The sequence below is a fragment of the Psychrobacter sp. PL15 genome, assembly GCF_035984995.1.
In the GTDB taxonomy this organism is placed as follows: Bacteria; Pseudomonadota; Gammaproteobacteria; order Pseudomonadales; family Moraxellaceae; genus Psychrobacter.
Map to the genome: position 1 here is coordinate 373,327 of NZ_JAXCIB010000001.1, position 14,333 is coordinate 387,659.

12 protein-coding genes are annotated in these 14,333 nt (G+C 43.2%); 8 read left to right on the top strand and 4 right to left on the bottom strand.

Features of this window, described 5'->3' with window-relative positions; all coding sequences use genetic code 11:
- Nucleotides 1-95 precede the first annotated feature (95 nt).
- Complete coding sequence (locus tag RCH20_RS01485) at nt 96-869, bottom strand: ferredoxin--NADP reductase (RefSeq protein ID WP_209956922.1); 774 nt, start codon at nt 867-869, stop codon at nt 96-98.
- Between the two features lie 533 nt (nt 870-1,402).
- Here RCH20_RS01485 and RCH20_RS01490 point away from each other — a divergent pair.
- The 7 genes from RCH20_RS01490 to gspK all read left to right on the top strand — a co-directional run bounded on the left by RCH20_RS01490 (nt 1,403) and on the right by gspK (nt 7,709).
- Nucleotides 1,403-2,266, top strand: a complete 864-nt coding sequence (locus tag RCH20_RS01490) for an SAM-dependent methyltransferase (RefSeq protein ID WP_209956923.1) — start codon at nt 1,403-1,405, stop codon at nt 2,264-2,266.
- Between the two features lie 178 nt (nt 2,267-2,444).
- Nucleotides 2,445-3,233, top strand: a complete 789-nt coding sequence (locus RCH20_RS01495; protein ID WP_209956924.1) for a TatD family hydrolase — start codon at nt 2,445-2,447, stop codon at nt 3,231-3,233.
- Between the two features lie 198 nt (nt 3,234-3,431).
- Nucleotides 3,432-4,115, top strand: coding sequence for a TetR/AcrR family transcriptional regulator (locus RCH20_RS01500; protein ID WP_327192333.1), 684 nt, complete (start codon nt 3,432-3,434; stop codon nt 4,113-4,115).
- Nucleotides 4,116-4,522: 407 nt separating this feature from the next.
- Nucleotides 4,523-5,200 (top strand): prepilin-type N-terminal cleavage/methylation domain-containing protein, encoded by a 678-nt coding sequence (locus tag RCH20_RS01505; RefSeq protein WP_327192348.1) that lies wholly within the window; start codon nt 4,523-4,525, stop codon nt 5,198-5,200.
- Nucleotides 5,197-5,775: a type II secretion system minor pseudopilin GspI gene (gene gspI / locus RCH20_RS01510; RefSeq protein WP_327192334.1), complete on the top strand. Its 579-nt coding sequence runs from the start codon at nt 5,197-5,199 to the stop codon at nt 5,773-5,775. The genes RCH20_RS01505 and gspI overlap by 4 nt, the downstream gene beginning before the upstream one ends.
- A complete protein-coding gene (locus RCH20_RS01515; RefSeq protein ID WP_327192335.1) occupies nt 5,772-6,524 on the top strand; it encodes a type II secretion system protein GspJ in 753 nt (250 codons plus the stop codon). Before gspI ends, RCH20_RS01515 begins: the two co-directional genes overlap by 4 nt.
- Before the next feature lie 72 nt (nt 6,525-6,596).
- A complete protein-coding gene (gene gspK / locus RCH20_RS01520; protein WP_327192336.1) occupies nt 6,597-7,709 on the top strand; it encodes a type II secretion system minor pseudopilin GspK in 1,113 nt (370 codons plus the stop codon).
- Nucleotides 7,710-7,839: 130 nt separating this feature from the next.
- On the opposite strand, the gene RCH20_RS01525 is transcribed toward gspK, so the two are convergent.
- The 3 genes from RCH20_RS01525 to ychF form a co-directional block, all read right to left on the bottom strand.
- Nucleotides 7,840-8,523: a TetR family transcriptional regulator gene (locus tag RCH20_RS01525; RefSeq protein ID WP_209956928.1), complete on the bottom strand. Its 684-nt coding sequence runs from the start codon at nt 8,521-8,523 to the stop codon at nt 7,840-7,842.
- 126 nt (nt 8,524-8,649) lie between these two features.
- A complete protein-coding gene (locus tag RCH20_RS01530) occupies nt 8,650-10,122 on the bottom strand; it encodes a deoxyguanosinetriphosphate triphosphohydrolase (RefSeq protein ID WP_327192337.1) in 1,473 nt (490 codons plus the stop codon).
- Between the two features lie 300 nt (nt 10,123-10,422).
- Nucleotides 10,423-11,514, bottom strand: coding sequence for a redox-regulated ATPase YchF (gene ychF, locus RCH20_RS01535; protein ID WP_209956930.1), 1,092 nt, complete (start codon nt 11,512-11,514; stop codon nt 10,423-10,425).
- A 508-nt stretch (nt 11,515-12,022) separates the two neighbouring features.
- Here ychF and RCH20_RS01540 point away from each other — a divergent pair.
- The gene (locus RCH20_RS01540) at nt 12,023-14,212 is read left to right on the top strand and encodes an ATP-dependent helicase (RefSeq protein WP_327192338.1); all 2,190 of its coding nucleotides are present in this window, start codon (nt 12,023-12,025) and stop codon (nt 14,210-14,212) included.
- Nucleotides 14,213-14,333: the final 121 nt, after the last annotated feature.

The following is a 14,333-nucleotide window of genomic DNA, read 5'->3' on the forward strand; positions in this document are numbered from 1 at the left end:
GGTGCATATTATAACAGCCTAATTTTGAGGGTCAAGAATTATTTATCATAATCGCATTATTTTTGCGGGGACCGCTTAATAAACAGGTATTCAGCTTAACCAACGAAGGCACGCTCAATAGTATAGTCTGCTTGTACGCCCATACGTGGCGAGACTGTCAGGCCAAAGCCATCTAAAATTTCTGATACTTCAGCATTAAAGGGCATGCTACCGCATATCAGAACGCGATCATCTTCTTTATTCATAGGAGGTAGACCGATATCATCGAAGAATTTACCCGACTTCATCAAGTCGGTAATACGACCGGTATTTCTAAAGTCTTCGCGGGTAACGGTAGGATAGTAGATGAACTTTTCGCGAAAGTCTTCGCCAAATATTTCATCATTCGGTAGCTCATTTTCGAACATATTACGATAAGCCAGATCATCAACGTGGCGGACACCGTGTACCAAAATAATTTTTTCAAAACGCTCATACACTTCTGGGTCACGTGCTAGCGCCAAAAACGGTGCCAGTCCGGTGCCGGTTGACAGCATATATAGGTTCTTACCTGGTAATAAATCATCTAATACTAAAGTGCCCGTTGGTTTTTTACTGACTAATAACTCGTCACCAACTTTGATATGTTGTAGACGAGAGGTCAAAGGGCCATCAGGAACCTTGATAGAAAAGAACTCTAAATGTTCCTCATAGTTAGGACTGGCAATCGAGTAAGCGCGTAATAGAGGTTTGCCATCAATAACCATACCAATCATCGCAAACTCGCCGTTGCGAAAGCGTAAGCCATCGTCACGTGTGGTTTTGATGCTAAATAGAGCGTCGTTCCAGTGTTGAACCTCTGTGACCGTTTCGGTGCGAAGTTTTGACATAAAGTCCTCGTTGATTAGTCGCTATCTGCGGCAATAAATTGGGGTTAATATTAAATTGAGCATCTGTATTGAGTTAAAGATATTAAATTAAATAGACTAAGTTAAAGGCCTATCATGCTAGGTCTAAGACTTTGAGCAAGGTTATAAGGCAGTATTCAAATTTTACAAGGCGCTAACAACAGTAATAGTGCATTGAGCTAAGTCAGTATTTTATAATTGATTATTTTAATCCAGCTATTTTAACATGACTACGGGGCTTTATAAGGTCGCAATGATGTCTGTAAAGTCAAAGTACCGTTCTAATCATTATGACTCTAATTACAATCATGCTGCTAACTACATGTTGCTAACTAAAAGTATGGATGCAAGCTATTCTCAATAAACATCTTCGTTCATAATAACAAACTTTAAAATAAAAATCCGCCAAGCAAGGCTCTCGTAGCATGATAATATGGAATATCGTTAGCGGATAATTGTGTATGGTTTGATTGGCCTGTCTCTTATAGACAGTTTACGGTTCTAGGAGTTGGTTTATGTCTTGTCATGTTGCACCGATCATTGGCTATCATCGTGCGCCACTATCACAGAAATTTGGTGCACCAAGGCAACCGAATCTAGTAGCCCTGAATAGTGTGATTGAAATGATTGCGCCTTATGATATGCCAGTGGCATTTGTAGGATTAGAAGCCTTTAGCCATATTTGGATCAGCTGGCAATTTCATCAAAACCATATGACCAAACAAACAACCAAACATATAAATAAACCAAGCGATTTAGATAAAGCAAGCCCCATAGCTGAAGTAAGCACACCAAGCGAGACTAACTTTCGCCCACAAGTGAGACCGCCGAGGTTGGGTGGTAATCAAAAGATAGGGGTGTTTGCCAGTCGCAGTATGTATCGCCCATCCGCTTTAGGATTGTCGGTAGTCAAGTTGGAACGTATTGAGGTAGTAGAAAGGCGAGTGCTATTAATGATTAGTGGCGCTGACATGATTGATGGCACCCCGATTATTGATATCAAGCCTTATGTCGCCTACAGCGATGCTCATATTGCTGCAGACAGTGGCTTTGCAGCGCTAGCACCAGCGCCATTAACCGTGACAATGACTGAGCTGGCCCAACAGCAGTGTAGACAACTAATCAACACAGGGCAGGCTAATGACAGTAGTAATGATAAACGCACGACTGTGGCTGCCGTTATAAATCAAATACAACAGCAGCTGATAGACTCTGATCTTGAACACATTAAAGCGTTAATCGCGCAAGACCCACGTCCCGCTTATCGTCGCAATGAGCCAAACAGTCTGTTTGTCATGCGCTATAAATCTATTGATGTGAGTTTTCAACAGATAGCAGAAGGACAGCTACAGATAATAGCGGTTAAAGAGTTGGATTGAATCGTACTTATTTCATATTAATGACTATTGATCCTAAATGGACGCAGTAGAAACGTGGTCTAAAAACCTTGCTTGCGCCTTCATTGCCATAATGGTCTTGAAAAACCTTACGACTAAGGCAATAACTATTAACTAAGAATATTTTTTATTAATATATTTTCTATTGAAGAGATGATTTATGTTTACTGATAGCCATTGCCATCTTAACCGTTTAGATTTGACTCGTCACGATGGTGATTTAGCTGGGGCAATCGCCGCCATGAAAGACGCTAATGTCACACGTGCGATGGCGATTATGTGTGATTTTGCTGAATATGATGAGATTGCTACTATTGTCAGCACTTATGGTGATGAAACTTTAAATTTGGGTATGAGTGTCGGCATTCATCCGTGCGAAGATATCGCGGTATTGCAATCAGCGACTGTAGAGCGTTTGGTGGCGACCGCCAATGCCGATCACGTATGGGCAATAGGGGAAACAGGGTTGGATTATTATTGGTCGACTGACAATAAGAACGAGCAACAGGCCAGTCTTGCACGTCATATTCATGCCAGCCAACAGCTAAAGAAGCCAATTATCGTCCATACTCGTGAGGCCAAACATGACACCATCGATATCCTAAAAGCGGAAGGCGCTGAGCATGGCATCATTCACTGCTTTACCGAGGACTGGGAGACCGCTAAAAAAGCACTTGATTTGGGGTTTTATATTTCATTCTCAGGGATTGTCAGCTTTAAAAGCGCGCAAACCATACGCGACGCGGCGCAAAAAGTCCCTAGAGATAGACTGCTGATTGAAACAGACAGCCCTTATTTAGCACCCGTTCCCAAACGCGGTAGATCTAATGAGCCTGCTTATGTGCCGTACGTCGCAAGTTGTCTAGCAGATTTGTACGGCTATAATGTAGAAGAAGTTGCGGCATTGACTGCAAAAAACTTCGAGAATTTACTAGCACAGTACCACTAAAATCGTTATGCTATGACCAATCAGTCATTTATTTAAATTACTCATTAAGCTGTTAAGTATCCATAAGATACAAGCGAGTGCAGTAACTTGTTATAGTTATTTTATGATTGCTTCATAGTCATCGCCAGAACGCTATTTATTGTACTGTCTATCGTACTATGGCCATACGCTTAATTTTGTCAGATTCTAGGAGAAAGCATGAGTCGTCAACACCAGTTCAAAGCACGAGAAGAGAATATCTTAGCGATGGCTGAGCAACTATTACTTGAATCGGGCGATGGTGATATCACTTTGGACAGTCTAGCAGACCAGCTTGATTTGGCCAAAGGGACATTATATAAGCATTTCTCCAGCAAAGATGAGTTATATCTGCGTATTATTCTTCGTTACGAAGAGCAACTGTTTGAGATCAATCGTATTGATGACAGTCCATCGGCAGGAATCGTAAGGGTGATTTTTCAGCAGCTATTGAATCCGCAAAAAGCCATGCTCCTGAATCAAATCGAAGAGCGCCTCGCGGCATCGGTAACTGGTCTTAATCGCTTGTTCGGCGAGCTGTATGATATTCGTCGCCATCGCATGAAGCGCTTGATTGAAATCATTAGCGTTTATTTAAAAGATGAGCGCAGTAGTCTGAGTACCCGAGATTATTTATCTTCTATTTGGGCTATGGGTCAGGGCGGTGCAGGTCTATTGAACTCTAGCTTTTATCAGCGTTATTTAGGTCGCCGTGACACCCTGCGTTACGCTTTTGTCCAACAGATGCTAGCGTTGCCTAGCCATTATCCTGCTGCTGATGAAGAGGTCATGGATGAAGACATGCAAGAGTTGGTAGAGCAGATCGAAACGGAGTCAGAAGAACATCGTAATGCTAGCTATTAATAGCATGCATTAGAGTGCTTTAGGCCTGTTGCAAAACGGCAGTGTTTAAGCACCCAAAAGGTTTAAAGGCTGACCGTATCTACTCATCGCTCTACATACTACGATATAATAATAGGGGGAGCATGCCAGTCACTGCCAAGACTCAGTCCAGCTCAGTGGCTGCTTGCCCTTCGTGTCTAGTGAGCAGCGAGGTGTCTCACCTCAATAAGAATAAGCCTATAAGTCTTAGCTTATCTCAGTTTCGTTTTTATTTTCCCCATAACTCTCCAGTAAATCATTATTACGTACTACCTCCTCAAATACTGTTTTTTCAGCGACCGCCTTCTCGAATACTACCTTCTCCAACATTACCCTCTTCAACATCATCTTCTCAAAAATTATCTTCTCAGACATCATCTTTAAGGCTAATACGATCAACAGTCAGCCATTCGCAGGCTGGTTTCACACTGGTTGAAATTGTGGTGGTAGTGGTTATTATATCTATATTCGCGGGTATGATTAGCTTATCAGTTGGTAGTAGCGAGTCCCGTAAAAATCGCGCGTTTTATGAACACCTCACTGACTCGCTCAGCTATGTCCGGCTATTATCTGCTGAACGTATGCAGCCGATGGGACTCAGTTTGCAGGTAGATAAGCAAGGTCAAGTGACCCCCGTCATTGTCACCTTATCAAACCCTTATATGGCTTACCAAACGACTGGTAATCCCAATAACGCTGACAATACGCCCAAAAATGCGATGGAGCTATCGGCAGATATGTCTGGTGCCAATGAAAGGCAATCACCAACCCCCAGCTGGGATCTTGAGCCTGCAGTCACTTTACCAGAAATGCCTGCTGGCGTTAGCTTGAGCATTCAAAGCTTAGAAGCGGTTAATAACAGCAGTAATATGAATAGTACAAATGGCGCAGTAGAGACTAGAGCATTGCAGCCTTGGTTTACCGCTCAAACAGTACCACAAGTATTATGGTTCGGTACGGGACAAGCCGCGCCAGTGACTATAGAGGTACGGCATCAGTCGCGCTTGGTTGGTGAGGTGATTACTATCATGCCTGACGGCAGTACTGTGATAGGGCAAGGGTTATGACGCTATTATTTAAATGTAAAATTAAACGTGAAACTAAGCACGAATCTGAGTGTGATATTAAGCTCGAAACTAACTTTAAAACTAGGCCGAAAGCTAATCTAATCACTCAGCCAACAAGCAATCATTTGGCAGCCCCTTCTTTATTGACATCAAAGCGCGAGAGCGGGTTTACTCTGATTGAGGTAATGGTAGCGCTGGCTATCTTAGCCGTGGTCGCAGTCGCTGCTAGCCGTGCTAGTAGTGCTTACTTAAATTCAGTTGATGTATTAAGAACGCGAACGCTGGCGCACTTTGTAGCGCAAAATGCTGCGGCTGATTTACGCATTCAAGAAACCTGGCTCACTGCTGATAGCACACAAACCGTCAATGCTCAAGGTCGTGACTGGCAGGTGGCCATGACCGTTGTGGATACACAGACGCCAGCGCTAAAAAAAGTAAACATTAGGGTCGCCCCTGTGATGGACGGTCAGACGCGCACGACTGTTACTGATCTTGATGTGATGCTCAGTAACGCTGAACAAGATGTGGGTAGTTTGGATCTGGGTCGCTCAAATGCAAATGGCGGCAAGCTGTGAGATTGCAGCGTGGCTTTACTCTACTTGAATTAATGGTAGCAATGTCGATATTTGCGATGCTAGCGGTCGCTGGTTGGCAGGTATTTGACAGCGTTAATCGGGCCCGTGAGCGCGCACAATATCATGCTGACAATTTGGCAGTATTGCAATACGCCTATCTACAGCTACAGCAAGATATGGGACAGATTGTTGCCTATCAAGCACCTGATGCTCAAAACGCGAGTAATAACACTATTAATAATAGTGGTAATAACAGCGGTAATAACAGCAGTAATAACAGTTCTAATAATACTAACAACAACAACGCTAGCAGTAATCAAAGCGCGGCCATCGCGGCTAAGCCACTGATGACTCTTGATGGCGAGCACGTTAGTTTTGTAAGATTTGCTGATCCTGATCCGCGGTATCAAAGTAGCATCAGTGTTCAGCGTGTTGAATATATCTTTGCTGATCAGCGTTTAATTCGCCGGCAATACACTAGTATTCAAGGTGGTCGTGATGGTGTCAGCCTCGACAGCGTATTGCTTGACGGAGTAACTGTAGGGCGCTGGCAAGCTTACTTACCAGAAATAAGTAGCGAATTTCCTAGCATAGACAGCGGTAATAATAATTTTAGTATAGCACTAGGACAAATAGCCAATGATAAACCTGAGACCATCCTTTTACCTAAAGGTATTGCGCTCAATTTTACCTATCAGGATATGCCTATAACGTGGCGATGGGCACTTGCTCCGCAATCGTTACCGTAGAATAATATTATGAGCAACAACACCAAAGGTAGCGTTTAAAATGCGCCAGCCGATTAATAAAAAGAGCCGCTTATGCCTATGACACCGAACTCTCAACGAGGTGTGGCGCTATTGACTATTTTATTATTGGTCGTCAGTATTACAGTGGTCGCAGGGGCGATGCTGGCCAGTCAACAGATTGCTATCCGTCGTAGTGGCTTATTATTTAACCAAGACCAACTGCTACAAGACATTAATGCAGGACAGCAGCTGGCGGTAACGGTGATTCGTGCTGATAATAAACTCAATGATACCGATAGCGCCCAAGATATTTGGGCGCAGCCGCTACCGCCTTACACTTTAGGTAACCATACTATTGCTACTGAACTGCGTGATGAAGCCAGCCGTTTTAATATCAATAATTTATATCATGATGGGGCAGTTGATATTGCGGCTCTAGCCGTATTTCAGCGCTTATTAACCCAGTTAAACCTCGATGCTGATATTGCGATTGCTGTGCTTGATTGGCAAGACGCGGATAGCGAGATCTATAAAGATGGTGGGGATGAGGGTATGGTTTATGCTCAGCAGACAAGTAGTGTTGCAAATGAAACGCTACCTAACCAACCCTTAGTCAGTGTAGAGCAGCTACAAGAGATTCGCGGGGTCAGCGCTGAGGGGTTAGCAACCTTGCGCCCTTATATTACCGCTGTGCCCTATTATTTACCTATTAATGTCAATACTGCAAGTCCTACGCTACTGGCAGCATTAATGGATGGCACTACTGCGAATCAGATGCAAGCGCTTACTGATTTGCGCGTCAAGCAGGCCATAGGGTCTATTGATGATTTATGGCAACTGGCACCCTTGAGCGGTTTGGAGGATGAGCAGCGTCAAGCGCTTAAGCCGTTACTAGCCGTTGATAGCCAAGCATTCATGGCACTTATTACTGCTACAGATGGCTCAAATATTGACGAGGCGAGGCAGCGCTTCGCAACTGTATTGATTAGCAAGATCAGTGCAGACAACAACATAAATAACGTTGGTAATGGTGCTATCAACAGTAATAACGATATTAACAACAGTAGCAATAACGATAATAGTAATGCAAATAGCGGCGCTAACGATAGCAGTCAGCAAAGTGACAGTCCTAAGGTTGTTAAAGTGGTCGCACAGCGCTTATGGGCATTCCGACCTAGCTTCTGAATGACCTACCCAGTGACTATCTTGAGTGGTACTGGCTTGAGTGGTACTGGCTTAATTTTTTAGGCTACAGCTGTTAGAAACCCCTTTTCAATGTACCAACTGCATACGCCAACAAGACTAAAAATAAATGCTATTCATCAGTCAGTAGGGTTTCTTCGCTCGATTTCCAGTTATAAGCACCATAAAATAGCATTTGCGCTTGGCGAGTACAGTTGTGTAGCATCACATGTTTTTTGTCTTCAATTTCTGCCAAGTCGATTTCGTCATCATGATCCTCAGAATAAGTCAGCTCCAACCAATCAATAATCCAAGAAAAGAACATATTTACCCCAGCCTCAGAGAGTAGGCGACGGTCGTAGGTATTGATGTGAGCAAAGGCTGGCTGTAGTGCTAGGTCTTCCCCCAAAATCTGACCATGCATCTTTACCAGATCGTTAATAGCTTTGCGCACTGCTTCTGAACCACCAAAACGTTCGCTGACCAAAAATTGCCAATAGTATGGCTGTTCGCTAACTGTGTACAAAAATAGCTGAATACTCTTAGCAATTTGCCGATCAAAGCTACGTTTGCGGCCAATTTGTAGGCTATCACGTAATATAGCTAGGGTATTGCCCAACTCTTCAACCACTAATGCCTTGCCAAGCGACTCCATATCATCAAAATGACGATAAAATGCGGTCGGCACAACGCCAACCTCGCGCGTTACTTGTCGAAGACTAATAGAGCTAAAAGACTGGCCTGTCATACACAAATCGAGCACCGCATTAAAAAATGCATGCCGAGTTTGAAGTTTTTTTTGTTCGCGACTGCTCATAATAGTTCAACATTACCCGGTAGATGTTTATCATACTCATTTCGCTGCCAAAATACGAATGAAATACGTAGCTGTAGCAAGTAGAATAGTTTTTATAACTGACTTAAGCCTTGCTTCGCCCATCATCTAAACCATTGTACCCCAATGGCCCTGCAACTCTTGCGCCAATCTATAAGCCTCGTGGTCGTTCATACCTGTAATAAAATCTAGAATATTTAAAATATTATGATAAATATTGTCTGATAGCACACGCTGGTGTTCGTCAAGATGTGGCTGTAGCAAGATTAGCAGACGTTGTTGCTCAAACGATTTTGGCGTAGTAGTAAGGGCGGTCCATGCCAGTGGCATAAAGGCGTCGAGCAGCCGATGCAAGCATTGATTGGCCATCAGCTCCACCCGTACTTTACTTGGATGATTGAAAATTTTCTCACGTGCCAGTTGCTTGGCCTGGCTGATACCGCGTCGCACAGTAGGCTCACAATGCGTAAATAAGCTACCGGCGAGTGTCCCTGCCAGCATGGCATCGGCATTAGCAACAAAAGCATCGGTGACAGTATTGACTAGGCGCATCATTGCCCGCGCCCGTAGCGATGCCAAACTTTGTCTAACAGACATCTGTGGCGACAGAGTGATAGTAGCAGGGCGTTCACCAATCAGCTCATAAAGGATACTGGCCACATCCGTATAACTGAGCATATTAAGGTGAATACCATCTTCTAAATCTATTAATGCATAGCAAATATCGTCTGCCGCCTCCAGCAAATAAGCCAGCGGATGACGCGCAAAGCCATCATGCTGCTCTGAACGAGGCAAGTGCAAACAAGCGGCTAACTTTTCTAACTGCGCCGCTTCACTATAAAAACAGCCGAATTTTTGTAGGTTTTCTTGTACGTTAGGCGCTGGTTGTTGGTGATTACTATTACCATTGGACGTATCAATAGGGTCTTTAATATTAGTATCAACAGCAAGCTCATTACTATGAATGGCCAGCCACGGGTACTTCATAAATGCGCCCAAGGTCGCACAGGTTAGGCGCATACCACCCACGTCGGGATGATGCTCATTGCGTACTAACAATCTAAACCCTTGAGCATTGCCTTCATACGCCAAGAGATCCAGCTGCTCATTGGTACTAAGGTGCTGTAATACCGATTTGCGCTCAGGGTGCATAAACCAGTCGCGAATCGCATATTCTCCAGCATGGCCAAAAGGAGGATTGCCGATATCATGCGCCAAGCAAGCCGCTTGCACGATCACGCCAACATCAGCGGGCGTGACGCCCGCCGGCAAGCCATTGGGTAATTTGTCATGCAGCTTTTCTGCGGCCATCATCCCTAATGAGCGCCCAATACAGGATACTTCTAGTGAATGAGTCAAGCGCGTATGAATGCCCAATTGATTGGTTAGGGGATGAACTTGAGTTTTTTGATTGAGCTGGCGAAATGAGTGTGAAAATACCAAGCGGTCATAGTCTTTATGAAAAGCGCTCCGAGCAGTGTCTTGTGCGGGCATTTTTTTATTACTACCCAAGCGCTGGGCACTAAATAATCGCGCCCAATGGTCACTAGTGTTATGCGGCTTATCAAAATGAGCGCCCATAATTCATATTCCATTATTGTGGTTTTGTTAAAGTGCCACGCTGGTTTTGACTCTTTCTTCTGAGTTTTTTATACAGCTGTCATACCTACTATAGGCGGTTTACTTTGAAATGGATACCGTGTGGCTAGAAGTGATTTTTATCTAGCCTTAACGCTATACTAAAATCAGGCGCACAAAAAAGCCAGCAACGAGGCTGGCTGGTTAGTAATTGGATTCTAAGGCTATTTAAATAAAAAGACTGTCAATAAAAGTACTGTCAATAAAAGCAATAATAAACGCGTCGTCAAATCAGCAGGGAGCTTAGACGTTAAAGCGGAAATGCATCACATCGCCATCTTGTACGATATAAGTCTTGCCTTCTAGACGTGACTTACCGGCAGTAGCTGCGCCTTTTTCACCGTTATGTTCAATAAAGTCGTCATAGGCGATAACGTCGGCACGAATAAAACCGCGCTCAAAGTCAGTATGAATCACGCCAGCCGCTTGCGGAGCAGTCGCGCCAATAGCAACGGTCCAAGCACGTACTTCTTTAACCCCAGCGGTAAAGTAAGTCTGCATATCGAGTAAGTCATAACCGCCACGAATGACTTGATCAAGACCCGCTTCTTCCATATCCATAGCTTCTAAGAAGTCTTGCTTATCGGCTTCATCAAGCAGGGAAATCTCAGATTCGATTTGATTGCATAGCGCAATGACAATAGATTCGTCGCCAGTCGCATAGTTACGTACCGCGTCAAGATACGGGTTATTCTCAAAACCATCTTCACTAACGTTGGCAATATACATGGTTGGTTTTAGGGTAATCAAACCATAGCTTCTTATGAGCTTTTTCTCATCGGCATCAAGGTTTGCGGCGCGCGCTGGCTGACCTTCAGCAAGTAATGGTTCGATTTTTTTGAATACATCAAGCATTGCTGCCGCGTCTTTATCGCCGCCTTTGGCTTTTTTGGTTAAGTTAAAAACAGCACGCTCAACGGCGTCTAAATCAGCCAGGGCTAATTCGGTATTGATAGTTTCGATATCATCAATCGGGCTGATGCGGCCATCGACGTGTACGACATTATCATCATCAAAGCAGCGTACGACATGCGCAATAGCATCAGTTTCACGGATATTGGCTAGAAACTGGTTGCCCATGCCTTCACCTTTTGAGGCACCGGCGACTAGGCCTGCAATATCAACGAACTCCATGGTGGTCGGCAATACGCGCTCAGGCTTGACGATATCCGCCAGCTTTTTTAGGCGTAGATCGGGTACTGGCACGATACCGGTATTGGGATCTTTGGTACAAAACGGAAAGTTTTCAGCGGCGATTCCCGCTTTGGTCAAGGCATTAAATAAGGTGGATTTACCCACATTTGGTAGGCCGACGATACCGCAGTTAAAACCCATAACAGTCTCTCAATCAATTAGTATAGTGTGAAATAAATTAATATAATAGGGAATAAAAATTGGCGCTATTGTAGCAAACTTTACTCTAATATGGGGAAGGTTGTTATAGATTGCTACAATAGCCTGCTAACAATAAAATCAGCATGGTATTAACCATCAACCTTGTTAATCGTCCTGATGTCGTGCTTGTGCTTAGTTTTTTTATAACGCTGCGGTTTAACAGTAATGTTGTTTAACAGTCCTATTTTGAACTTACTAACACCAACAATTAATAGTTTTTGTGTGATTAAGTTCTTGTACATTTTAGTAGTCAAGCTAGGTGTTTACATTATTGTGGTAAGCTATCTATAGGTCATTATCGAGCGTGCTTGCGGATGGTAGCTACATTAAAGTCAGCATTATCCAAAATCATGACGAACCGCCAGTTACTCTTTTAAATTAGTTACTTTTTTAAACCAGTGATAATAATAAGTCGCGCTAAAAATAATATGAAAGGCAATATTTAACAATGAATACCACAATTTTTGATACTCGCGATTATAGCTATCCACAAAACTTCGTTGATATGAAACCCAAGCTTGAGCGCTTATCGCAGGCGATTAAAAAGTTAGAAGCAAACTTGATTGATGCTGATTCTGAGTTATTGAGTCAAAGGCTCAGTGCTGATCTAGGCTTGACAGTAGATTATGCCCGCGAGCTAAATCCCAATCAGCTATTAGCTGCTACCACGATTGCTGGCAAGGTACTGGTTATAGCGGGAGCGGGGTCAGGGAAGACTAAAACTTTAACCTACCGCACCAGTTATTTGGTAGAAAATGGTGTGCCGCCCAGTCAAATCTTACTATTAACCTTCACCCGAAAGGCAGCCAATGAGATTAAAAGTCGTGCCAAAACCTTGCTGGCAGGCAGCCTCCCTAATGACAATCGACCGGATGACAGTTCAAACAATAGCAAAGCGCTAAATGATATTGCTAGTGGTACTTTTCATTCGTTCTGTAACATGCTGCTGCGCCAATATTCAGGCCTACTCGGTATTAATCCACGGTTTACTATCTTAGATACCGCGGATGCAGAAGACGCCATCGATCTTATTAATAAAGAAAAGAAGTATCCCACTCAAACCAATAAGCAGGCTTTTCCGCGTAAAAAAACCTTACAAAATATTATCTCAACTTCCAGAAACAGACGTATTTCCATTCGTGATCTAATTGAAAGCAACTATCTTGATATCGCGATTCATATCCCTATTATTGAGCAATTGGCAATCGACTTTCATGACTATAAGCGTGCCAATCATCTGTATGATTTTGACGATATTATCAGCCAAGTAGTGCGTCACCTAAAGACCAACGATAAATTTCGTCAGCTGCTACAAAAGACCTATCGCTACATCATGGTCGATGAGTATCAGGATACCAACATTCCACAAAAGCAGCTGATTGATCTGATCTGCGCGCCTGCAACGGTATCGCTAATGGTGGTCGGTGATGACAACCAAAGTATCTATGCTTTTCGCGGGGCCAATTATGAGAATATTTTATTGTTTGGCGAAACCTATCCAGAAGCCAAGCTGATTAAGTTGGAGCAAAACTACCGTAGCACCCCAGCAGTCCTAGACTATATCAATGCTTTGTCAGAACAAATTACTTTGGGGTATCAAAAGCAGCTCTATTCTGCAGCGGCTACTAAAGGAGGGTTTGAAGGACAAAAACCTACCTTTTGCCGTCTAAGTGACGAGAGTAAAGAGGCTAAGTATATTGCTGATAACATTATCAAACTCAAATCAGAGTACGATTATGACGATTTTGCCGTACTGTGCCGTACCTCGTTTCAGTCCAACTATGTACAGCTAGAATTTATGGAACGTAATATTCCTTTTATCGTGGTTGGCGGTATTAGATTTATTGAAAGACGGCATATCAAGGATGTCTTAGCATTTGTCAAAGTGCTGTATAACCCTAATGATACGATTTCGTGGCATCGTATTTTAACCTTGTTTAAAGGGGTGGGGGCGGTAACTGCGACCAGACTTACCCAAGCAATCAATGCGGATAATAATTCGTTTGAGCCGCTACTTATCTCATCATTTACCAAAAAGAGTCCGCAACTTGAGCCGCTATATACCCTGCTCAGTAAAGCTGATCAAGTAGAATCTGTTGAAGAAATCATCGAGCTGATTCTTGAGTTTTATATCCCCATTTTGAAGCTTATTGAAGACAATTGGCGTGAGCGCACAGAAGACTTTCGGGTACTTAAAAATCTAGCACAAGAACATAACAGTCTGGATAAATTTTTAGAGAATCTGGCACTTGATCCGCCTAATGACTCGGTCAGTGCCATGGGTCAGCCTGATGATGGCAGTAGTGAAGATAGGGACAAAGTAACCATCTCGACCATTCATAGTGCCAAAGGACTGGAGTGGCCGATAGTATTTGTAAACTCGTTAGTGGATGGCATGACGCCGCACTACCGATCTTTAGCTAATTTTGAAGAGTTAGAAGAGGAGCGTAAGTTGTTTTACGTCGCTTGCAGCCGCGCTAAGACTAGATTATATTTGACCGCGCCTGATTACTTTTCTAGCTACTCAGGTTATTTTGATAAAGTATCTAGATTTATCGCTGAGTTGCCTGCTGATAAAGTGATGATCGAAAAAGCAAAAAACTCCATGGAAGAAAGTGATGATCCAGTGTGGTGGTGAGTAACTAGTCTGTGCGTGATCGCTAGTATAGTCAATTTCCTTTAAAAATGTTATAAACTAAACCAACTAACCTATTACTATTATAAATACTCATGACTTATTCACTAGATTTTCGCAAACA

Excerpts from the sequence above, each read along its gene's own strand:
- RCH20_RS01485 (WP_209956922.1), bottom strand. The coding sequence starts at position 869 with ATGTCAAAACTTCGCACCGAAACGGTCACAGAGGTTCAACACTGGAAC.
- RCH20_RS01490 (WP_209956923.1), top strand. The coding sequence starts at position 1,403 with ATGTCTTGTCATGTTGCACCGATCATTGGCTATCATCGTGCGCCACTA.
- RCH20_RS01495 (WP_209956924.1), top strand. The coding sequence starts at position 2,445 with ATGTTTACTGATAGCCATTGCCATCTTAACCGTTTAGATTTGACTCGT.
- RCH20_RS01500 (WP_327192333.1), top strand. The coding sequence starts at position 3,432 with ATGAGTCGTCAACACCAGTTCAAAGCACGAGAAGAGAATATCTTAGCG.
- gspI (WP_327192334.1), top strand. The coding sequence starts at position 5,197 with ATGACGCTATTATTTAAATGTAAAATTAAACGTGAAACTAAGCACGAA.
- gspK (WP_327192336.1), top strand. The coding sequence starts at position 6,597 with ATGCCTATGACACCGAACTCTCAACGAGGTGTGGCGCTATTGACTATT.
- RCH20_RS01525 (WP_209956928.1), bottom strand. The coding sequence starts at position 8,523 with ATGAGCAGTCGCGAACAAAAAAAACTTCAAACTCGGCATGCATTTTTT.
- RCH20_RS01530 (WP_327192337.1), bottom strand. The coding sequence starts at position 10,122 with ATGGGCGCTCATTTTGATAAGCCGCATAACACTAGTGACCATTGGGCG.
- ychF (WP_209956930.1), bottom strand. The coding sequence starts at position 11,514 with ATGGGTTTTAACTGCGGTATCGTCGGCCTACCAAATGTGGGTAAATCC.
- RCH20_RS01540 (WP_327192338.1), top strand. The coding sequence starts at position 12,023 with ATGAATACCACAATTTTTGATACTCGCGATTATAGCTATCCACAAAAC.